This window comes from Fulvivirga sediminis (genome assembly GCF_016757215.1).
GTDB lineage: Bacteria > Bacteroidota > Bacteroidia > Cytophagales > Cyclobacteriaceae > Fulvivirga > Fulvivirga sediminis.
Genome location: NZ_JAESIY010000016.1, coordinates 1 through 23224, shown reverse-complemented (window position 1 = coordinate 23224; position 23224 = coordinate 1). Strand labels below are relative to the sequence as shown.

Below are 23224 nucleotides of genomic sequence, written 5' to 3'. Positions count from 1 at the left end.
AGTTTATATTTTCTTCAATTATTTCTTGTTGAGCAAAGCTCTTCGCTGTCTCAATTTGTTAGGTGAGACTCTTTCTGTCTTAGGCGATTTTTCAGCTTCCTTCTTCGCCGTGTTATTAAGCATCTTAGCCAGCTCGTGTACCGTAGATTTCTCAAATAAGGTGATTACATTAACCTTAGTAGCAAATGCATCACTTAACTTATTAGCTATACGGGTAAGGTCAAACGACTTGGCCCCAAGATCAAAGAGGTTGTCATAGATACCTATTTCATCAATTTTCAACACTTCAAGACATATCTCAGTAACCTTCACTTCTACCGCTGAACTAGGCTGAACGAAATTGCTACCTAATTTTGGTCGGTTATGAGAAGTCTTCGGCAACGCCAAAGTATCTACCTTTCCATTACTCGTGAGAGGAATATGGTCTATTTGAACGAAGTGCGACGGAATCATATACTCCGGCAATTCACGTCTTAAAAAAGTTCTTAGTTCGGAAACATTAGGTTCAATATTTGATACTATGTAAGCCGTTAGGGTCTCTGTACCGTCCTCATCTTCTTCCTTTACTACAATAGCTTCGTCAATTTCAAATGCTTTAGCATACTCAATTTCTTCCAAAACCTTTTTCACGTGTTTTTCCGTAGATCCAAATGCCGTGATCTCTTCCATACATTCTTCACGAGTAGCTTGTCCAAGGCGAACATCCCAACTCAATGGTGCTGTGTAAAAATTGAATCCTCGTTCTTTGATATGCGTGTAGATACCAATATCATTAATAAGACAGTTAGATGAGCAAAATCCAGTATCCTTAGGCTGAACCCATCCTTTGCTGAGCAGATAGCTCCTAATATCACTAATTGGCGTATTGTAATACCTAAAGAAATCAACGAATTGTACACCATCCAATTTATCGTTTACACTTACATTGAGTAATCTCGAATACTTGTTGTCTTTAGAATGAAACTGATTTCTGAATATTGTCAATTGCTTTTCTATATCATCCTCCTCAAAAACCCTCGCTTCGAAAATTCCTTCAAGTCTCATATCATAGATCTGACCTCTTGAGAGACCGGACACGATATACTTAATACCATATTCATTGGCCAATTGTACACCAAAGGTATTGATAGCGTGCCAGCAGCCATGACAAGAACTACAACTCTGCCTAAGACTTTCAGCAAATACTTTCTTCATATTGTCAGAAGAAATAGTGAAGTGCTTAATACCCAGCTTATTGGTTGTTTGTTCAATATTTTTGAAGGCAGTTTTTGATATATACCCGTTATCAAAAGTATAGGTCATTACTTTAAGACCATAGTCGATAAGTTTGTATAGTACATAAGTACTATCCTTACCTCCACTATAGAGCAGTAGACAGTCATAATCCTGACTATTACTCTTCATCTCAGCCGAAACCTGTTCAAAATCTTCCTCTTTCCTGAAGTAACTTTCGATCTGTGTGCTGTAATGCTCAAATTCATTACAGATATTACAAATGCCCTTTTCATCATATTCAATGCCCGGATAATTCTCAGGCAGAAGGCAACTGCTACATCTATGCAGTTCTCTTAATTTACCTGTGGCTGTAGAGATGCTAAAATCTGTTCCCTCATCCTCCACACTTTGTCCATAGCGCAGAAGTTTGCTCTCAATTTCTCCTAGTTCAATTCTATAGCCATTCAGTTTGATCTGCTTGTCATCCCGACCCAAAAACTCAAGATTCCCATCGGTCAAAACCCTTGCTAAATCTCCTGTTTTGTATAATCTATCTTCTTTCCCTGAAAATGGATTTAATACAAAGCGGTTAGCTGTCATTTCTTCATTATTGACATAGCCTGCTGCTACACCTGCTCCTCCAATATAAATATCACCTGTCTGTCCACTAACCACCGGCTGCATCCGATCATTGAGAACATAAATGTCATTGTTTACAGATGCTTTACCAATCGGAACCGATTTACGCAAATCTGTAGCCGGATCATATTTATGAATCATACAACCAATCGTACCTTCGGTTGGTCCGTACTCATTGTACATTTCAATCTGTCCATCGAAAAGATCATCAATTTGCTCTGCCAGAGATGTTTTGAAATCCTCACCTCCAACTATTAATCTCTTCAATCTTGATTTGAATCCATTACGATCCTTTTTGGAGTCAATCTTTTCCTTTAGAAGCCTTAAGTGTGAAGGAGTAAGTTTGATAATATCACATTGATTGTCTTCGTAAACCCTTTCAATGAGAAAATCACTATTATCCGCATGATAGACTACTATGGAATTTCCGGAGGCTAATGGTACAAAAATGGATGTAAGTGTAAGGTCAAAAGCCGGAGATGTAAATAAAGGAAAACTAACAACTTCCCCTTTCACATAATTATCGACTGATCCAAGGATGTAATTTTTAAAACCACTGTTCTTTACACTTACTCCTTTGGGTTGCCCTGTAGTACCGGAGGTATAAATGATATAAGCAATATCTTCAGGGTTACTTTGTACGGATGCCATGGTTACAGAATCCAAAGCCTGAAGAGATACACATAACACTTCAACATCAAGTTGCAGATAGTTAGCTTTCGACAGACTCTTCAGGTCAGTTAAAATCATCTTGGCTCCACTATTGGCAACAATATATTTCACCCTATCATCAGGAGTATTTGATGTTACGGGAAGGAATGTAACGTTCAATTTCATACAGGCAAGCATGGCAACTATCACTTCCGCAGATGTATCAAAATAGAGTAACACATTATCCTGAGCTTCAACACCCTTCTCCTGAAGCATGTTCACCAGCGCGCCGACCTTTCCGTCCAATTCGCCATAGCTTATCATGCCGCTATCTCCTTTGATTGCTGGCTTTATTGACCGCTCTTTAATCTGCTCCTCAAACTTCTGTATGAGTGATAGCGACTCCCAGTCTTTTTGATTACTATCCAACTCCATTGATCCTACCTGATGCAAAGCCTCATATATATCAGCCGTTTGCTTTTTCGGATGCTCAATGATGAAATCAACAATAACAATAAAATAATCTTCAATCTGCTTTAATGCAGTCTTCGTAAATATAGAATCGTTGTAGGTGAAAGTAACTTGGATATTATTAAACATAGAGATCACTAACGATAGCGGATAGTGAGTCTGATAATCCATGTAATGATCAGTGATTTTTAATGTACTGTTATTTTCAGTAAGCGACTGATCTAAAGGATAATTTTCAATTACAACAATAGAATCGAAAAATCCTTGTTTTGCTCCCTGAACATATTCCCCAATTCCTGTCAGTGATGACATCTCATAAGGAGCTCTTTTATTTAATGATGACTGCACATCAGCCAATACTGAAGTAATAGAACTAGTTTTATCATTTTTGACTACAAGCGGTAAAGTATTGATATATAGTCCGACGGTATTTTCTATACCCTTTATAGTGTTGGGCCTTGTAGATACCGTAGTTCCTATTGTTATATCCTCATCATTAAATTGAGCAAGCAAAAGACTCCACGCGGTATACAGCACAGTAGCACCAGTGATTTTTTCCTGACGAGAAAAGGTATTAAGCTTTTCCACCATATTGTCATCAAGATCAAAAATGTGCTTTCGGGTTAATGATTCTCTATCTATTGCCTTACCGTGAGTGGCAAATGGTATTTCGGACTTACCTGAGAATGCTTTCAGGTAATCTTTCCAGAATGTCTCTTCGTTAGAGAGGTCTATCTTTTTCCACCATTGGATGTACTCCTTATACTTCGACTTGGAGTTGAAATTTACTATTTCTCCAGTCACCAGAGATTGATAGGTCTCAAAAAACTCACGTAACAATACACCTGTACTCCACCCGTCATAGAGTATATGGTGATTGCTTACCAAAATCCTATATTCGTCAGCTTTTAATTTTATCAGCGTTATCCTAAAAGGCACCTCGTTGAGGTCAAATCCTTTATTGAGATCACTTTGACGAAGTGTTGCAATTTTTTCTTCAAGCTCCCCTTCTGTTTTCGTAAGGTCAATTACCTCCAGTTTTAACTCCGTCTTTTTAAGTACTGCCATCACTGGCTTAGATAGCCCTTCCCATCTAAATACGGTTCGTAGAATTTCGTTAGATTGCTGGATTTGAGCCCAAGACTCTATAAATAATTCAGGATCTATGGTTTCTCCTTCCAGCTTAAGGTAGAGTTGCTCTGCATACTGCCTGGACTCTCTGGGATTACTCAAGTAATGTACCAGTAATCCTTCCTGAAAAGGCGTAACTTCTAATAGATCTTCAATATTTTGCTTGTCTAACTTCATTATTTGTTGCTTGTTTTAATGTTTTTAAGCAGTATTTTATCATCATGAACAATAGTTTTGATCATTCAGGGCTTCAATCACCTCCACTATTAAAATCCAGAATGTCAGCTTGTTAAAAGAAATATCTAATTTTAGGATTACCTCTCGTCTTTCAATATTCGCACTGGATTGACGATGGCGACTTTAAACACATGGTGTCCCATAGAAAGTACTGAAATCAAAATGGTAATTAATATAGGCCAAATAAAGAACCACAAGCCTATGTCGACACGGGCAGCAAAATTATCCAGCCAATTATCGGCAATGTATAGACTTACAGGGAGTGCTATTAGCATAGTCACTCCAATTTGCTTCAGAAAGTGCATGACAAATAACTTAGTAATATCACGCATTCCTGCTCCGTTGACTTTACGTATTGCTACCTCTCTGGTACGTTTTCTTGTTTCGTTTGAAGCAAGTCCCAGTAATCCTACCCCTGACATTAAGATGGCCAAGAGGGCAAAAAGCTCTATGAGGTTAGCAAACTGAACGTCAGACTCAAATTGCTGTTTGTAAAATACGTCTGCGTAGAAAAGATCTAAAACCCTATCCGGAAAGTTGGTATTGTAAGTGGTCTCTACAAACTGTACAACTTCCTTTGCATCTTTCCTTGGTAATAATTTAATCGATGTATTATATGCAAGACCATCATTACGTAATGATACAAATACACATGGCTGAACAGCATTTTTTATAGACTCATGGTGATAATCTTCAACTACTCCCACAATTTTAAAAGTCCTATATTCTTCATGCCATGGCATTACAACGATCTTATTAATCAGGCTATTATAATCAGTAATACCTAATTCTCTTGCCAGGGCTTCGTTGATCATAATGCTCTCAATATCCGCATCTCTGTCATTATCAAATGATCGACCGGCCTTGAGATCTATATCATATACTTTCAAATACTCCGAGGTTATAGTCTGAGCGTAACAGAATATTGCATTCTCAGCAGGCTCATCCTCTAATCGTATAGAAACATCTCGAGTATACTTTACACCTGGGATAAATTCCGAAAAGCCTACATCCTGTATCAGTGAGCTTGACATCAAATCAGTTCTAAATTTGTTCAAGGAACTTCTATTATCTTCATAAGGCATCCTTGGAGTATTTAGCACTACAACATCCTTGTTTTCAAAACCTAAATCATGCTGATTAATATAGTTAAGTTGTTTATTTATGGTAAATGCACCTGAGATAAGAATGAACGAAATGGCAAACTGAAGCATGGATAGTACTTTCCCGAAATTCTTATTCTTCTTACTTCTAAAATATTCACCTTTCAAATATTTCAATGGGTTCAATGATGTAAATACCAAAGCTGGTATTAAACCTGAAAAGATAAATGATAAGATAATCACTCCTCCCAACAATAAATAGTAACTAGGATTTGACCAGTCTATTGCAAAATTGAAGTCTAAAGCTTGTGTTTCAGAAACCCTTGATAAGATGAGTGTTAGTATGACAGCTAAAGTGATTCCCGTTAAGTTAAGAATGAGTGATTCAACTGCATACTTCTTTAATACACTTGCTTTAGAGGCTCCATGGAGCTTTCTGACAAAAACATCACCAATACGCTCGGCATTGATCGAGTTGGTAAGACTGACGTAATTAAAACCTGAAATTAAGAGTACGAAAGCGGCTACAATGATGAGAATGTAAATATTGGTCATATTACCATTGGCCTGATGTTCAAAGTCAACATCAGATTTGAGATGAATATCGCTAAGCTTCATCAAATTCATTTTCCAGGAATATTCAACACTACTCTGTTCATCAGAAACTTGAGAAAACTCTTCACTAAATGCCTTTAGTTTGTCTTCCAGGCGCTCTATGTCTGTACCTGGCTCAAGCATTAGGTAGGTATGATATGCATATCCCGCCCAATTTTCTTCAAGCCTGGCGAAGTTAGGCCTAACTACAATCATATCATGCTGTAAATGAGTATTGGGGGGCAGATCCTTATATACGCCTTTTACCTCGCAAGATCTCCCTAGCACTGTAATCATTTGATTGATAGGATCATCTTGTCCAAAGTACTTTCGAGCTAAAGACTCAGACATAAAAACATCTAGTCTATTAAGGTTTGAAAAACTGCCCTTGATAAGATCCAAAGAAAACATTCTGAAAAATGAGCTGTCTGCCGTGAAAACTCTCTCCTCCAAAAACCTGTTTTCTTCATGTTCCACAGTAGCATTGTTGACAATCTGTACTCTAGTGAAATCAATTACCTCTGGGTACCTGTTTTGTAATTCTGGCCCTATAGGATAAAAAGATATCGCCGTTGAATTTTGATATACATCACTATAAAAGTGATCTAATTGCACCCTATAGATATTTTCATGGCTTTTATTAAACTTGTCATAACTGGTTTCATAAAGTATATTATGCAATACCAAGAGACAAGCAGCCACACCCACTCCATAACCAATAATATTCAATAAAGTGAGTACCCACCTTTTTTTGATACTCCTAAAGAATGATAGCATATGCGTTATATGTTAGTTTTCAATTTACTTTTATTATAAAATTCAGATCAGCTGGTTAGTACGCCAGATCTCAATTGTTTCCTGTCAATTTTCCCACTTGCCAGTCGTGGCAAATCTGTAACTTCAACATAGCGATTAGGAATCATGTACATGGGCAGACTAGATTTAACGTACTCTTTTATGTCTTCCAAATTCGCATTGTCACTATTAATAATGTATGCCACAATGAACATCACATTATCACTTTTCTTATCCAATATCACCACACACTCCTCCACAGATGCATGCCGCAATAGAATATTCTCTATCTCTCCAAGTTCGATTCTTATCCCCCTCACCTTCACCTGATCATCGTTTCTGCCATAGAAATGTATCAACCCATCAGAGTTCATCGATGCCTGATCACCTGACTTATATATTCTTTTGCCTAATTGTTCGTGATATACAAAATATTGATCTGTTAAGCCCGGCTGATTGATATATCCTCTGGCGAGGTTGACACCTGAAATAGCCAATTCACCGACCTCCCCTTCTTGCAGCACATTATCGCCATCTATTATATGTATCTCGGTATTAGCGATAGCATGACCTATAGGAATAGTCTGTCCTAAATCCTGAGGAAGGACGTTGTAATAAGTAACATCTACAGTGGCTTCAGTAGGGCCGTAAAAATTTACCAGCCTGATGTGTTCATAGTTAAATTGACCATAAAACTTCTCTGCCAATGCTACTCCTAATGATTCTCCGCTGCAGAATACATATTTCAAACTTGCAAGGCCTTTAAGTTCTGTTGGCCCAACATAGTTTAAGAATACATTTAAAAGAGACGGAATAAAATGAATGTAACTTACCTTGTGCTCTTCAACTGCACTTACAATAGTTTGTGGAAATTTCTCATATCCTGGTTCAAGTACATAAAGACTCGAACCGGCAAAACACCATAGGAAAAGCTCCCATACAGAAACATCAAATATATAAGGTGTTTTTTGGATGAGTACATCTTCATGATACAGCTCATATTCTTCTTTCATCCACTGCAGTCTATTAACTACAGACCGATGCTCAATCATGACCCCTTTAGGATCTCCCGTTGATCCTGAAGTAAAAATCACATAAGCCAGATCGTCCGCATCATTAATATACTCCAAGTCTACATTCTCAGCATGGGTATCAGCAATGATATTTTCCAATATTAAATGTCCATAAGCACCTTGCGGCATATCGACATCAGTCAACTTGCTTGTCACTAACAAAGTAGCTTCCGCAAGAGACAATATCTTTGAATTCCTGGATGCTGGCGCTGCAGGATCCAGAGGTAAGTAAGGAGCACCGGAAAATAAAATTCCGAAAATAGCTACTATCATATCAGCAGACCTATCCATCAATATGCCCACAGGCTTATTCCTTACTGCGCCCTCAGTTCTCAAGGCATACCCCACTGACTTAGCTCTTAACAGAAATTCAGCGTAAGTTAAACTTTTGCCTGAAGCATCCTTAACGGCTACTTTATCCGGAAATTCAAGAGCAGCATCTTCAAGAACCTTATGCAAGGTCGTATTGAGAGATGCTAGGTTTTTGGTTGAAATCATTTAATTTTTCCTGTCTTGACTTAATTGCAAAATGTTTGCCCAGGTACTGAACAAGTACCGGATTACTACCTTCAACGACTTCCATGATCTTGGCGTCGCGATACAATCGTGGAAGGATATTATCTTCCAGACATCCTGTTGCTCCCATCAGCTGTATAGCTTCGGGAATATGCTTTGCGGCCATCTTACTTGTATAGTATTTGGCTGCCATAACGGCCTCCAGAGATTTGGGTAAATCGTGCTCTATAGACTCTGCTGCTTTGTGACAGAAGAATTTTGCTGACTCATAGGCCATACCCATATTCGCTATCAAATCCTGAAGTATCGGCTGATCTATAAGTTTCTTTCCGAATGTCATGCGCTCATTGGCATAAGCACTAGCTTTCTCCAAGCCTCCCTTCAATATGCCAAGAGATGCACATGCTACACTCAATCTTCCGTAACGCAAGGCATACGGAGCAATAAAATTTAGTGCCATCCCAGGCTTGCCAATAAGCTGATCCTCGCCGACTATACACTCATTGAACTTCAATTTAGCGAGATGAGCCCCTCTAAATCCAAGCATAGATTTGATAGGCTCCACTTCAAATCCTTTGATGCCTTTTTCGACCAGATACACCGTGCCGTGACCACCCTGCTTACCAAAAACCAGAAATACATCTGCCACCGCCCCAAAAGTGATCCATTTTTTTGTTCCGGATAAGCTTATACCATGTTCGTTGGCTGTATAAGTGGCACTGACCTCCTGTATGTCACTCCCAACTTCTGGCTCTGTAAGTGCAAAAGCACCTATAATTTCACCTGAGGCTAATCTAGGTAACCATTTTGCCTTCTGATACTCAGTACCCCATTTTTCAATGGTTTTTGTCACCATGAAATGGACATTAAAAAGCCCTGTAAGTGATGGTGAAAACTGGCCTGCCATAAAATTAAGCATACCATAGGTGAGTGCGTCCCAAGCCATTCCTCCATACTCCTGACTTACATAGCCACCAAGGATACCCTCTTCGGCCATCATATCCATTGACTGCCTATCCACTCCCTGGTTCTCCTCCCACTCACCTGATTTCTCTCTCAGTTTATCAAGAAGGCCTTTAAAACCAGACACGTGTGCAGTCTGAGCCTCATTTAAAGACTCATACATTACTGGTCATCTTACTAGTGACAAATCCGTTTATTTTAGAAACTGTGCTGAAAGTATCGAGGCTAAGGTCTTGAATAGTCACCTTAATATTAAACTTTCGCTCAATATAGGTCATAAGCTCTATGGCAAAGAGAGAATTGACCAACCCTGATTCAAAAATATTCTCATGCTGATCAATTTCATTGACTCCGGTATGCGCTGATATAAATGCAACAATCTGATTATTGATCTCTGGATTAACTTCTGTCATCTTTTTATTTTCAGTTATATTCATAAAAACCTTTTTTCACTTTTTTGCCGAGTTTACCTCCTGCTACCATCTTTTTTAATAGAGGACAGCATCTATACTTAGGATCTTGAAAACTCTCATACAATACCTCAAGGGAATACATTACCGTGTCCAATCCGATAAGGTCTGCGGTCTCCAATGGCCCCATTTTATGGCCAAAACATTCTTTGAAGATCTTATCTACATCTGATGGCTTTGCTAGCTGATCCTGTACTACAAAAGCAGCCTCATTCATGAACAGGTGAGAAATTCTATTAGAAACGAAGCCTGGAAGATCATTAACGATTACTAGCTCCTTATTCATATCTTCCAACATCGTCCTGGTTACCTCTATGGTATTTTCAGAGGTATAATCACCTTTGATAACTTCAACGGTGAGTTTTAGATATGATGGATTCATAAAGTGTATACCAATCACCTGCCCAGGTCTATTGGTCCATCCACCTATTTCTGTTATAGAAATACAAGATGTATTCGCAGCAAAGCATACCTCTTCACGGCAGATCTCATCCAATTGGCTGTATAGTGTTTTCTTGAGTTCTCTCTTTTCAGTTATATTCTCGATAATAAAGTCACAATCCTTTACCTCTTCTAAATCACTTGTTATGTTAAGTCTGGCTGCTATCTCATTCTCGTCAGATATGGCGTTCAACCTCTTATCTATGATAGGAGCGAATCGTAATGTTTGAAATATTTCTTGAGCTGCCTTTTTTAATGCAGAATCATTGTTATCTACCAACACCACATCAAATCCATGAAACAGGAGATCACAAACCACACCCAAACCTATGTTCCCAGCTCCTATTACTCCAATTGTTTTTACTTCTTTTAGCATCTTTTTAGTTTAAAATTCTTTCGTTAATAGATGGTTGTGGATAGGCACTTTCATATCCTAATAATTCAAAATCGCTTTTCAGAATATAAACAGCCTTATCCCACAATATTTCATCATAGTATTCTGTATAATGTTGATATTTCGACTTATTCCTATGAGGCAAAGACACCTCTATATCCAGTTGTTCACAAATCTCATTTACATCTTCATTTAAGTTTTCAAATCGAATAACCTTGTCTACCAGGCAGTTTTCCTCATTATCAAAAATAAATTCGGAGATGGTTTGAAAATATACATCACCAAAAAGGTTGAGTTTCCTGTTATCCTTTCTAAATTCATATAGGTATTCGATAAAAGAATCAAAGGATTCAAATTTTTCGACGTACTTATTCAACATCATATCTTCCCTCTGCTTTAAGAAAAAATACATCGATACCAACCAGTCGTGAGGATGTCTGACTACGGCAAATTTGAAATAGTCATTGAAGACCTTTTCCGGCAATTGCTCCTTAACTTCGAGAGCAGTATCATGATAAATAAGTCTCGAATATATTTCAGGATTTGACTCATTAAGATATGACTCAGCCAATCTGTTAAAAACTGCTGCTTTCCCACCCATATATATGTAATATACCTTTTCCGTACCATTTTTGGCCAGCCTATTTAGAGCCATTACAAGCCCTTGTCTCTGCACATAATTAAGATCTTCATGCCTATGTATATTTTGCAGCTTTCTGAAAATCCAAAGTATAGGTGCTTTTGACCATCCCTCCAGATGCAGATCATAGTGAATGTATGGCAATAACGCATACGACAAGCTAATGCCTGCTACTTTAGGAATATGAAAGAACATAAATTTATGGGAGTGAGATATTAGCATATGCTCATTCTTTTTTCCTCTAGACTCAAGTCTTCTTTATATTTAAGCAGTTTTAAATCTCTGCTCATTATGAATTTGGCTTTCTCATAAGTCTCATCAGTGTAGTGATCTAAATAATGATCATGTTTAGAGCTATTCTTATGAGGGAGCTCTGCTTCAATTCCAAGAATTTTCCCTACTCTGGCAAAGTCTTCATGGATACTCTCCATTTTGATAATGCAATCGACCATGCAGTTATCATCATCATCGAAAAGATAATCTGACAGGGTTTCCCAGTATATTTCACCGAATATATTGTCTGTCTTACTATCACTTTTACATTGATATAAATAATTGATATATCCTTCAAAAGATCCTAGTCTCACTATGTACTTATGGAGGTATGTTCCTTTCTTTTGAAGGCAATAATAATATAGTGATACCAGCCACTCGAGTGGGTCTCTAACTACGGCAAACTTGAAATAATCGTTAAATATGGAGGTAGGTATTTTATCGCGCACTGCCTTTGCCGTATCATGTAGCAAAAACTCTGAATATACCTCAGGGTACTGATCATTCAGATACGATGGCAACAATTTGGCAAATATACCTGGGTCAGAATCATTGTACATATCTACAAATTGCCTATCACTTACTTTACCAATATGACTTATTAGTTCGTTTACCGTTTTAGCCTCGTTCTCCGATAAGTTCTCATGTGATTTTATATCTCTGATCTGATCAAAAAAAGAAACCATGTTTTCTCTTTCCTCATTATCGATACAGAGGTTATAATGCACGTGGGGTATGAGTGCATGCGATATACTTGACCCTGCGACTTTAGGGATATGAACAAAAATAAATTTATGGGAATGCGAAATAAGCATACTTTATATCAATTATTTATGGAATGTGGTGAGTCCGTGTCGTGCGATTACCTGATGTAAAATTTGGGTTGATCCTTCGATCACCTCAAAAACCTTAGCTTCTCTGAATAATTGTTCTACAATAAATTCAGATGTGAATCCATTAGCTCCATGGATCTGGAGGGCATCACTAGCCACTGTATTTGCTGTTTTTGATGCAAATTGCTTGGCTATAGTAGTATGTATCGTTGCATCTTCATGCTGCTCTGCTCTAAGTTTGGCTGCCTTAACACACAAAGCCCTTGCCGCCTCCACGTTAACTACAGCATTAGAAATCATCTCTTGCACTAGTTGATGATTATGTATACCAGTACCAAATTGCTTTCGCTTTCTGGCATACTTAACCATAGCGTGCAATGCCTCCTGTGCTACAGCCAACCCTGCCCATGCTATGCTGTATCTGCCATGATCAAGTGCTGTATTGACAACATAAGTAAATCCACCACCTTCATTGCCTAGTAGATTTTCGTCTGGCACAAAAACATCTTCAAATGATATTTCTGCTGTATAAGCTGCCCTGCCGGCCATCATATCCATTATCTGGTGTCTCTCAACCCCAACTGTATTACTGTCTACCAAAAATGCTGACACTCGGCCTTCACTAGTTGCAATAACCAAAAGCAGATTCGCTCTGGCACCCATCGTAATCCACTTTTTCTTACCGTTGATTACAAAACCGTTATCTACTTTCACGTAACTGGTTGCTATACTTCCAGCATCAGAGCCCACGGAGGGTTCTGACAGTGCAAAAGCAGCCAATTTTTCACCTGAGGCCATTTTAGGAAGAAATGTATTCTTTTGCTGCTCACTTCCCCAACGCATAATACTTTCTCCGACCAAAGAGCAGTGTACTGTCAATACTGATCGCACAGCAGGGCTAACTCGACCTATTTCCTCAGTGAGCTGACCGTACTGCAGAGGATCTAACCCTAATCCGCCAAAGTCTGTTGGGAAATTTGATGCCAAATACCCCTGACCAGCTAATTTGCTTATTAATGTTTCCGGAATCTGCTGATTCTTATCAAATTCAGAAGTAATTGGCCTTATCTCCTCATTGACAAACTGCCTCACCTTTTGGATATCAAAGGTTATATTGGCCACATCATCCTTTAGACCTGCTACTATATTGGACATATACTGCGTTATAATTTATTTATTCTTTTACTCCTAGCTTTTTGTCTAGCAAAGCCATGATGTTGTTAATAGAGCTGAAGTTTTTAATATCCATCTCTTCAGTTTCGATCTTTACGTCAAACTCAGATTCGATATAGTTGAGAAGCTTCATAGCAAATAATGAATTGACATATCCAAGTTGGAATATATTGTCGTCATCTTTAAGATCTGCCTCATCCTCGAATACAATGAGATTGGACGCGATAAACTGTCGTAGTTGTTCTTTTTGCTGCATTTTATATTAAAAATTTACTTTTATCCGGTTATATTTTTCAACTACTCAGCCGCCACGGACGACTCTGCACATACATCTTCTGGTAAATTGACCTTGATATAATGTGGAAATGGTTGTATTTGTGTAAGATCATTTTCAAACACAATGTTGCCCTGTCCGTCATTCTCATATTCTGAGAAATTTGAAAAACGGTAGGTTACATACATCATTTTATTTCTATCCGTTTGCTTGAAATCTGCCCTGAGTTTTTTATCATCAGCTTTGGCTTGGTTCATGATGTAGGTCATCAGTACAGTACCTACACTTCTTGATAATACTCGGCAAGACATTAACATCATCTTTAAATGCCAGTAGCTATCGGCTATTTCTATCAAAGCCAGTCCAATCTTGCCATAAGAACCATACTTGTCTGTCAATTCACAGATATATAGTCTATGATCCTCTGATGTCATAAAGGATTGTAACTCTTCATAGCTGTAGGTTCTTCCTGTGGCATTAAGCTGGTTAGTTCGTTCGGTAAGCTCAACTGCTCTTTGCAGATCTTCCTCTTTTGCCTCACTAATGGAAAACTCCATGTTAAGGGAAGCCAAGAAACCTTCCTGTGGCCCTTTATATACTTCTTCTTCCTTTTTCCTTACTATCTCCTCTTGGTACATCAACCTTCTACGTCCAGAGTCTTCTGTAATAAAGCGAGGCATCAGTCTGGGATTATCAAGAAGAGCATGAAAATCCAGCGCGTCGAAGGTTTCTACTTCGGCATTTACACTGCTCACTTCATCCCGCTCAAACGCCTGATCATCAACAAATACTATAGTGTCCATACCGATATTAAGATTCTCCTTAATTCTTGATACAGATCCTGATTTAACATCCCAATGGACTTCAGGAAATAAAAAATATTCGCTGATACCAAAAGCTTTTAATTGCGCCATGGCGTCATCCAGATTATTCTTACTAGCAATTGAGTGTAAAATCCCCCGCCTGTCAAGCTCCTTAATAGCTTCTGCCATTCCAGACCTAAGCTTCACTTCACCCGGCTCAGTCAATACACCTTCCCAGATGGTATTATCCAGGTCCCAAACAATACATTTTACTTCTTTCATAATTTTAAAATAAAGACTTCAAGAGGTCGTCATCCATTTCAATCCCATCGAAATCAGAGGACGTAAAATGAACCTCCTCATTAATCTCATCTAGTATAAATTTTATATAATAAAGGATGCTCTCTCCCAGTGCCTCTATTGTCTCGTTATTGTGAGCATCGCTATTGTAAATTATTTGTAAGCTAAATTCCCCATCCACTACCCAGGCATTCAGTTCAAGTTTAGCTGTTAGATTATTTTCTAAACTATTGTCACCACCTGTAGACTCACTTAAATTCAGCTTGTACCACGCTGACTCAATTTCAGTATCGAAGTGACCAAGATAATTGAATCTGATCTCAGCCAAGGGTGTTGCTTTGTTATCATTAGATGAAGAATAACTCATTCCATGTGATGGAACCAATTGTAATTGATTCTTAATGGAAGTCACTATTTCATTAAGTTCAGCGTCTATTAATTGCAGTTTAACTGGATACATAGAAGTGAACCAACCAACGGTTCTACTGACATTAATTGAGTCTAAGTGCCTACCATGATTTTCATACTCTATGATGAATGTATCCGACTCTGTCCATTCCTGCAGACAAAATGCCAGAGCTGTGCTCAAAACCGTAAGTGGCTCTATCCACGCTGTCTCGTAAGCGTTTAATAACTGATCTGTGTCACTATTGCTTAATTTAAATATTTGCTTATTTGACTTCGCGATAGACCAATCTTCAATCAAATTGTCTAATGGAATCTCAAAATCAACATCACGCACTTCTTCCCAATATACGCTATCCTGATCGGGGAAATCGATACTGTTAAATTCTTCTGCCCAGCGAATGACGGATGAGCTCTTTGGAGGCAGGTACATCTCCTGACCCGTGCTACCTAAATCTAAGAGGTTAGATAAATCTCCGAGTAGTATTCTCCATGATACGCCATCCACAAGAAGGTGGTGGCATGTAATGAACAATACGTTCTTATTATCTTTCAGCTTTATAAGTGCCACTCTAAAAAGCGGCGCCTTTTCTAAATGAATCGACTTCTTAATGGATGTACAAGCCTCTTCAAAAGTGAGGCAATCTTGATTGAGGTCGATATATTCAACCAAATTAGTCTCATCTATATTATCCTGTATAAATAATTTATCGTCTTTGCATGACAACCTTAATGCATCATGAGTCAACACCAATTTTGAAATTGCCCACTCCAACACCTTCGGATCAAGGTGCTTCTTCATCTCTAAGCTTACGGATTGATGATAGTAATGCGGATTAGTAAAGTCATGAGAGAAGAACCAGTTATCAATAGGTATCAACTGCTTTTCCCCGGAAATTTTCTCATTTGCATCGTTACCGGGCGAAACTTCTTTGATCAAATCAGTAATCCCATGAATAGTCTGGTTTATCAAGACATCCTTCCCATCTAATAAATAACCTTTTTCAAACAGACGACTTGATATTTGTACCGCCTTTATTGAGTCACCTCCCAATTCATAAAAATTATCATAAATTGTTAGCTCTGGTTTGTTCAGCACATCTTGCCACACTTCTAAAAGTACCTGCGCGTAAAATGAGCTGTCGTTTGCTGTAATTAAAGATTCTGGCAAAACCTCATTCTCCAGCATCTTTAAACCCGAATAATCAATTTTACCACTCGCCTTTATAGGTACTTCCTTAATTATGAAATACTTAGAAGGTATCATATAGTGAGGCAGCCTATTGTTCAAATGTCCTTTAAGTTCCTTAGCTGATAATTGATCCTTTTCGCTGATTCCTATATAAGCTTTTAATTGACCCTCAGATAAACTAACGACGGCCGTAGATATCATATCATGCTGCAGTAAAACCTCCTCAATCTCACTGGGCTCTACCCTAAATCCACTTATTTTGAGTTGTCTGTCAGCCCTACCTAAATATTCAATTTCATTATTGACCTTACGGGCCAAATCACCTGTTTTATATATCCGGCCATAGGGCGATTCCTCAATGAACATCTTATCCGTTAAAGCACTCGCATTATAATAACCTTTAGCAAGACCTATTCCTCCTATATAAATCTCCCCTATCATATTATCATCCACTGGATCAAGATCTTGATCCAATAAATAAACCTGCATACCATCAATAGATACGCCTAGAGGTAACGTTGGGAGTTCAATTGATTCTGAAGGTTCGAACCTATAGCACATGCAACCTACGGTAGCTTCAGTAGGCCCGTATTCATTATATATAGATAGTGGATGATCTATCACTTTGACGAGAGACTTGGCTAAATGTGAATCAAAAGCTTCTCCTCCTACGATCAACGTCTCTACGTTGGTTTTCACACTAGCATCTAGATTTAATACTATTCGCAAATGTGAAGGGGTAAGCTTTACTACATTAGCCTGACTTTTGTAAAAAATCTCGTAAAGTTGATCAACCGGATTATTCCCATTGAATGTAACAATGGTATTACCTGTAATTAATGGTACAAAAATAGATGTGATGGTCAAATCAACGGATAGAGAAGTGAATAGTGCAAAAGACATGTCATCTCTAAACATATATTGCCCAGCTGCCCATATAGCATAGTTTGACAGCGCCTCATTAGATACCTGAACGCCCTTTGGCTTTCCTGTACTTCCTGAAGTATATATGATATAAGCAGAGTCAGAACTTTTAACATTGCCGAACGGTATTGAACTCACCTCATTCTTTGACAATGAATTCAGTTCTATTATGTTGATAGAAGCTTTTAAATTCTCGAGAAAATCTCTTTCATTTCTAAAATTATCATCAGTCAGAAGTATACTTGCTTCGCTCTCCTCGATTATTAGACCGACCTTTTCATCCGGTTCAGAGTTATCTATGGGTATATAGACGCAACCTATTTGTAGACAAGCTAACATCGCTCCAATTACAGATCTGGAACGTGAGCCAATTATAGCAATTCGGTCACCTGTCTTTGCTCCTTCATTAATCAATTGGGCCGACAGCTGTCCTATTTGCTGTTGTAATTCTTTGTATGTGACTATCTGATCACCATCCGAGATCGCTATTTTGTCAGGATAATCATTGGCCTGCCTGTTAAAAAGTTCTACAACAGACACCATTTCTTGGTTTGTTACTTTTGGAGTCACATCATCTAATGTCTTGACTTTTGGATTAAGCTGAAGCAGGAAGCAATCAGGACGTTGAGCAACAGACTTTACCAAATCTAGAAATGACTTAGTAAGTGTTTTCATGGATTGCTCATTGAATAGATCATTAGAAAATTCAAAACTTCCAGTTAATTCGTTTCCATCATCAAATATCTCAATGGATAAATCATACTTAGCTATTCCCGGGTCAAAACTCAACCTTTTAACATCTAAATCCTTATCCAAAGTAGAAGGAATAGACATACCCTGGTATGTAAACATGGTATCAAACAATAGAGTCCTACTAGAGTCCTTCATTGCTGCAGGCATCATTTTAAGCAAACTTGTAAATGGAAAATTGCTGTGCTTGTAGGTCAGGAATAATTCTTCCTTAAGTATTGTCAGAAATTCAAGAAATGTCAGTTTTTCATCAATTCTCACTTCAATAGGCAATGTATTGACCATCATGCCTACAATTCCTTGTAAGTCAATGCCCTTTCTTCCCGACAGAGGCAATCCTATTGCAAAATGCTTCTGATCACTACATTTCCATATAAAATTTGAATAGCATGCCAATAGCAACACATGCATGGTACATTTGGCCTCTTTGGCTATTTCCCGAAGTCTATTCTCGGTCCCTTGATCTAATTCCCAATGTACAGTGACACCTTTGTTGGACGGAATAGATTTTCGCGGATAATTTGTTTTAAAATTTAGAATTGGCCAATTACCATTGATCTTTGAAGTCCAATATTCAAAATCTTCACCCTTATTAAGTTCATCGCTATGGCCATGTTCTCTTGCTATGAAAGAAGAGTACTGAACTGGCGTAGTATTATCTAGCTCACCTTCATAAGCATTAAAGATTTGCCTAATTAGAATTTCAACAGAAATCCCGTCTACCACAATATGATGAAAGTCTATAAAGAGAATAAAATCATTCTCACCCTGACCGAACAATCTGACTCTATATAAGTCATCCATCAATAGATTAAACGGATTGACCTGATCTTGGAGGACATCAGTCACTCGATTAGTTTCATCTATTTCAGAGGCACTCAACTTACAGTCATTGAAATGTCTTCTAATCATCTTAGGTTGCCCTTCAAAAACAAACTTAAAAGTAAAAACTTCATGCTTGCTTAACACTGAGTTGATAGCCTGCTCGAGCTTTACCACATCGAGGTCTCCCTTTATGTGAAGAGCAAGGGGGACATTATACGCCGTAGATGATTGATTTAAATACCAGGCGTAGAATAACCTTTCTTGGGCATTTGATAAGGGCAATGTGGATAGCTGAGAGCTCTGTGTGCTATCAGGCAAATCATAATTCCTATTACCCTCCTCAATGTAATTTGAAATAGCACGAATATTCTCTAGTTCGTAAAAGGTATATAATGGTAACTCAACTTTCTGTTCAAGCTGTATTTTGTTGATTATGGTCTGAGCTTTTAGAGAGTCTATGCCCAACGAATACATGTCGTCTTCTGGCGAAACTGGTTGTTGAGTAAGCTCCGAAACAATATTTACCAAATACTCCTCAACCTGAGACTCCAACTTCGTTTTAGATGTATCACCTTTGGTAAGTTCATTCAGCTGCTCTTCAACATCTTGGAAAAAACCCTCCTCATAGGCCTTTCTCAATTCAAATCTTTGGAGTTTACCGCTAGTGGTTCGCGGTATATTTTTGGAAGGAAGAACAGTATTAATGCTCAAGCCCAATATCTTGTATAAGTGCTTTTGAAGTCGGCGGGAAAGATTAAGGAAATCGGAAATAGCCCCTCGATGGTAAAGAAATACTACGACTTTCTCTTTATTAGAATTGCTATCCTTAGCAAATGTGACAACTACCTTATTTAATTCTATCTGATCGACCGAAGCTGCTACTCTCTCTATATCCTGACTGAAATAATTTTGTCCATTGATAAAAATAACATCCTTACTTCGTCCGGTTATATATAACTTTCCTTCTTTGATGAAGCCAATATCACCAGTTAACAACCACCCGTTAGCATCCAAGACTGAGCTAGTAACATCAGGATTATTATAATACCCTGAAGTCACGCTTATACCAGATATTCTCACATACCCAAGCTGTCCGTCCAACAGTTTATTGTTGTTGTCATCAACAATCCTGATCGACATACCTGTAATAGGTGTACCTACATTTGTGACTGCAAGACCTGAAGCAAAAGATGCATCCACCTCAACGACATCCTCCCCTACAACAGTACTTTTCTGATCTATGTAAAGAGCCGCGGAAGTCTCATTCAAATCCGAAACTGTAACTGCCAAAGTAGCCTCAGCTAGACCATATACCGGTGTTATGGCAGTGGATGGTAACCCGAATTTCTCCATGAAAGACGAGAATTCATCACACAAGAATTTGTCGATCGGTTCAGCTCCGTTATATATCAATCGAATAGATGATAAATCCCAATCCGGAGTATTACGAGGAAAATGTTTTAGTAGGTAGTTATAACCAAAGTTTGGAGAACATGAAATGTCTATTTTGTACTCACTTACTACTTCAAACCAAATGGAAGGCCTTCTAATAAATAAATTAGTAGGTATTAGCCATTGCGACATACCGCAATACAAAGGATTCAAATGAAATCCTATTAAACCCATATCATGGGTTAGCGGCATCCAACTCAACATTTTTTCATGAGAGGCATATTGCCCGGCCTGAGCTATTCCTTCAATATTAGAAATTAGATTTTCATGTGTAAGTACTACACCTTTGGGAGTACCAGTAGAACCTGAAGAAAACTGGATAAATGCAATGTCCTCCGGACTGGCCTCTGCAATATTTCCACGAACAGTTCCATCCAGAGATCTTTCATCCAAAATAATGGACTTAGCCTGAACCTCATCAAAAAGAGGGTTGCTACGCACTTCATCTGATTTCAATAGCTGATTTAAAGACTGTCGAGTAGCTAACAAACGTGGGTTTTTCAGACATTCCCACACTGAAAACAATTTTTGTCTATGCCCGTTATTATTGCCGACAGCCACCGGCACAGGGATAAATTCACCCAGAATACATGCCCAGAAGCTAAGAATAAAGTCCTGATTATCAGTTAATTGAAAAACCACTTCGCACCCTGGCTTAAGCCCACTCTCTTGTAAGCTCTGCAATAGGCGACAAGATTTATCGTACAGTTCAGTATATGATAAATATTCTATATTACCACTACTGATAACGAAATATATCCCGTCTGTGCCGTTGTTGGCTGCTTTGCTTAATATGTTAGTTAGGCTCTGCTTCATTTAGACAATAATGGTTAATACCTTCCTGTACCATTCAATAATGAATAGCAAGATTGCTCAGAGACAAATTGCCTCTAAAGAAAATACAGCAACACCTGGATGTTCTGTATTATGGATGTTCTGTATTATGGATGTTCTGTATTAGTAAAGAAAATTTATGCTGTTTTTTTATTTATGTTACAGATGGTTCCTCAATCCAGTATCAGCATTTGATTTAGCTAAAATGATACTGGTTCCATTGAATCCAGCTCCTCAACCATCTGCGTTTTTAGATAAAAGAATTACAACGACTTGAAGGTCTGCTCCTTTACCACCCAAACGATCACAATACTAAGACATCTTCTCCAAATGACAAAGTGCATGAAAACAATTTTTTATAAAAAAAATATTATCCATGAAAACCGTTATTTTTAATAAAAATATGTATGATATAGTATTAAATTCAAAAAGATACGATAGGCAGGAAACGTTATATGTTTGAAAATAAATACATTAATATTTTAAAAACATTAGTAATACAAAATTTTATTCTAAATACTTGAAGAATTAGCAAACGTAGAGGCCGCGTATTTAAGATGTGATTTTCATCGAAATAACTTAAAAGCGGAACAATTAATATTAAAAATATTTATCCTAAAACACATATTTAATTTCATCGTATCAATTATTTTATATACGCCATACGCTCATATCATTAGACACAACCAAGTCACTAATTATCAAATATTTAAATTAAAATAAAATCTAATTTTGGGTAGTTTTTCATACAAAATAATGTCTGATCTTGACATAAAATCATCTCAACACTTACCTGTTTATCACCAAAAATTATACATCATTTATCACAATTACGGACACCATTTATGAAGCTGTTTATGAGCTTTTTTTAAGTTATTGTCCCGTCCTGAAATAGCGTTACATAAAAAGTAAAGTTATGAAAGAACGAGAAGAGAATGAGTACGTTAAGCGCACACAGAAAGATTACAGCTATGCTTTTAAACTGTCAGTGGTTGAGGAAGTAGAAAGTGGTCAAATAGGAATAAAAGCGGCACAATATAAATATGGAATCCAGGGAGATGGAACGATAAGAACTTGGATTAGAAAACATGGAACTGTAGATTGGGAGAATAAATCACATTGTCCGATGTCTAAGTCCCCTGAGCAAAAACTTTTAGAGCTGGAACAGAAAGTTCGTCTGCTGGAAAAGCAAAAATCTGAATTAGAGAAAAAAATATCTAATGCAGATAAGAAAGTTATTTTCTTCGATATGATGATTGACATAGCCGAAGAAGAGTTCAAGATTCCAATCAGAAAAAAGTATTCACCCGAGCAGTCGAGCGATTTAAAATCGAACAAAAAGAAAGCTTAACAAGCACCTGCAGATTGTTTGGGGTGAGCCGGCAGGTTTCAAGGAGTGACATTGTAGGCAATAATTTTTCCCTGAGATTTCATTATGTTATGGTAAACAGCCTTGCCTTGACCAGCAGCATTGTAAGTAAGTTCGAGCGAAATGTCGTGAGTTCTGAGAAAGTTAATTTGTTCTTTTATTAATTTGTCCATAACAGCAAGTATTACTCACAACGGTTAGTATATGAAAAGTAGGCGATTTCGAAGCAGCAAACTTTCGGTTACGAATAAAGTTTGACACGAGCCTAAACCCTTGAATTTGTTACTATTTCGCCTATTTTTTATATACATTGTGTGTGCCTTGAATGAATATAGCTCAATAACTTGAGTGTTCCAAAGGGTGAAAGTCCCTTACGCGCTGGGGTCGTGCCTGGAAGCGAAGCAAGTGGCAAGGTTGTCTGTGCCTGGACCTGCTATCTTTGACTGGACATTAAGTTAAGCTGTTTTTGATTAAATTTACTAAA

The 23224-nt window shown here is 37.8% G+C and carries 14 protein-coding genes; 1 reads left to right on the top strand and 13 read right to left on the bottom strand.

All coding sequences use genetic code 11. The features are described 5' to 3' along the window. Nucleotides 1-18: 18 nt before the first annotated feature. From JL102_RS21505 to JL102_RS21450, 12 genes are all read right to left on the bottom strand, one after another. Nucleotides 19-4284, bottom strand: coding sequence for a non-ribosomal peptide synthetase (locus tag JL102_RS21505; protein WP_202246538.1), 4266 nt, complete (start codon nt 4282-4284; stop codon nt 19-21). A gap of 137 nt (nt 4285-4421) precedes the next feature. Then, nucleotides 4422-6818, bottom strand: a complete 2397-nt coding sequence (locus JL102_RS21500; RefSeq protein ID WP_202246537.1) for an ABC transporter permease — start codon at nt 6816-6818, stop codon at nt 4422-4424. Between the two features lie 47 nt (nt 6819-6865). Further along, complete coding sequence (locus tag JL102_RS21495) at nt 6866-8407, bottom strand: amino acid adenylation domain-containing protein (protein WP_202246536.1); 1542 nt, start codon at nt 8405-8407, stop codon at nt 6866-6868. Further along, on the bottom strand, nt 8361-9551 hold the full coding sequence (locus JL102_RS21490; protein ID WP_202246535.1) for an acyl-CoA dehydrogenase family protein: 1191 nt from the start codon (nt 9549-9551) through the stop codon (nt 8361-8363). Before JL102_RS21490 ends, JL102_RS21495 begins: the two co-directional genes overlap by 47 nt. Next, on the bottom strand, nt 9544-9825 hold the full coding sequence (locus JL102_RS21485) for an acyl carrier protein (RefSeq protein WP_202246534.1): 282 nt from the start codon (nt 9823-9825) through the stop codon (nt 9544-9546). Before JL102_RS21485 ends, JL102_RS21490 begins: the two co-directional genes overlap by 8 nt. Next, nucleotides 9812-10675, bottom strand: coding sequence for a 3-hydroxyacyl-CoA dehydrogenase family protein (locus JL102_RS21480; RefSeq protein ID WP_202246533.1), 864 nt, complete (start codon nt 10673-10675; stop codon nt 9812-9814). The genes JL102_RS21485 and JL102_RS21480 overlap by 14 nt, the downstream gene beginning before the upstream one ends. A 4-nt stretch (nt 10676-10679) precedes the next feature. Next, nucleotides 10680-11555 (bottom strand): sulfotransferase family 2 domain-containing protein, encoded by an 876-nt coding sequence (locus JL102_RS21475; RefSeq protein WP_202246532.1) that lies wholly within the window; start codon nt 11553-11555, stop codon nt 10680-10682. Then, nucleotides 11549-12421, bottom strand: coding sequence for a sulfotransferase family 2 domain-containing protein (locus tag JL102_RS21470; RefSeq protein WP_202246531.1), 873 nt, complete (start codon nt 12419-12421; stop codon nt 11549-11551). The genes JL102_RS21475 and JL102_RS21470 overlap by 7 nt, the downstream gene beginning before the upstream one ends. Before the next feature lie 12 nt (nt 12422-12433). Continuing rightward, nucleotides 12434-13594: an acyl-CoA dehydrogenase family protein gene (locus JL102_RS21465; RefSeq protein ID WP_202246530.1), complete on the bottom strand. Its 1161-nt coding sequence runs from the start codon at nt 13592-13594 to the stop codon at nt 12434-12436. 19 nt (nt 13595-13613) lie between these two features. Continuing rightward, on the bottom strand, nt 13614-13868 hold the full coding sequence (locus tag JL102_RS21460) for an acyl carrier protein (protein WP_202246529.1): 255 nt from the start codon (nt 13866-13868) through the stop codon (nt 13614-13616). Between the two features lie 41 nt (nt 13869-13909). Next, nucleotides 13910-14971: an HAD-IIIC family phosphatase gene (locus JL102_RS21455; RefSeq protein ID WP_202246528.1), complete on the bottom strand. Its 1062-nt coding sequence runs from the start codon at nt 14969-14971 to the stop codon at nt 13910-13912. 4 nt (nt 14972-14975) lie between these two features. Continuing rightward, nucleotides 14976-21353, bottom strand: coding sequence for a non-ribosomal peptide synthetase (locus tag JL102_RS21450; RefSeq protein ID WP_202246527.1), 6378 nt, complete (start codon nt 21351-21353; stop codon nt 14976-14978). Nucleotides 21354-22287: 934 nt separating this feature from the next. On the opposite strand from JL102_RS21450, the gene JL102_RS24175 reads away from it, so the two are divergent. Further along, nucleotides 22288-22722 (top strand): transposase, encoded by a 435-nt coding sequence (locus JL102_RS24175; RefSeq protein WP_202246526.1) that lies wholly within the window; start codon nt 22288-22290, stop codon nt 22720-22722. A gap of 38 nt (nt 22723-22760) precedes the next feature. Here the strand turns inward: JL102_RS24175 and JL102_RS21440 are convergent, their stop codons facing one another. Beyond that, nucleotides 22761-22913: a hypothetical protein gene (locus JL102_RS21440; RefSeq protein WP_202246525.1), complete on the bottom strand. Its 153-nt coding sequence runs from the start codon at nt 22911-22913 to the stop codon at nt 22761-22763. Between the last annotated feature and the right edge of the window lie 311 nt (nt 22914-23224).

Excerpts from the sequence above, each read along its gene's own strand:
- JL102_RS21440 (WP_202246525.1), bottom strand. The coding sequence starts at position 22,913 with ATGGACAAATTAATAAAAGAACAAATTAACTTTCTCAGAACTCACGAC.
- JL102_RS21485 (WP_202246534.1), bottom strand. The coding sequence starts at position 9,825 with ATGAATATAACTGAAAATAAAAAGATGACAGAAGTTAATCCAGAGATC.
- JL102_RS21455 (WP_202246528.1), bottom strand. The coding sequence starts at position 14,971 with ATGAAAGAAGTAAAATGTATTGTTTGGGACCTGGATAATACCATCTGG.
- JL102_RS21470 (WP_202246531.1), bottom strand. The coding sequence starts at position 12,421 with ATGCTTATTTCGCATTCCCATAAATTTATTTTTGTTCATATCCCTAAA.
- JL102_RS21500 (WP_202246537.1), bottom strand. The coding sequence starts at position 6,818 with ATGCTATCATTCTTTAGGAGTATCAAAAAAAGGTGGGTACTCACTTTA.
- JL102_RS24175 (WP_202246526.1), top strand. The coding sequence starts at position 22,288 with ATGAAAGAACGAGAAGAGAATGAGTACGTTAAGCGCACACAGAAAGAT.
- JL102_RS21465 (WP_202246530.1), bottom strand. The coding sequence starts at position 13,594 with ATGTCCAATATAGTAGCAGGTCTAAAGGATGATGTGGCCAATATAACC.
- JL102_RS21505 (WP_202246538.1), bottom strand. The coding sequence starts at position 4,284 with ATGAAGTTAGACAAGCAAAATATTGAAGATCTATTAGAAGTTACGCCT.
- JL102_RS21450 (WP_202246527.1), bottom strand. The coding sequence starts at position 21,353 with ATGAAGCAGAGCCTAACTAACATATTAAGCAAAGCAGCCAACAACGGC.
- JL102_RS21460 (WP_202246529.1), bottom strand. The coding sequence starts at position 13,868 with ATGCAGCAAAAAGAACAACTACGACAGTTTATCGCGTCCAATCTCATT.
- JL102_RS21480 (WP_202246533.1), bottom strand. The coding sequence starts at position 10,675 with ATGCTAAAAGAAGTAAAAACAATTGGAGTAATAGGAGCTGGGAACATA.
- JL102_RS21495 (WP_202246536.1), bottom strand. The coding sequence starts at position 8,407 with ATGATTTCAACCAAAAACCTAGCATCTCTCAATACGACCTTGCATAAG.
- JL102_RS21475 (WP_202246532.1), bottom strand. The coding sequence starts at position 11,555 with ATGCTAATATCTCACTCCCATAAATTTATGTTCTTTCATATTCCTAAA.
- JL102_RS21490 (WP_202246535.1), bottom strand. The coding sequence starts at position 9,551 with ATGTATGAGTCTTTAAATGAGGCTCAGACTGCACACGTGTCTGGTTTT.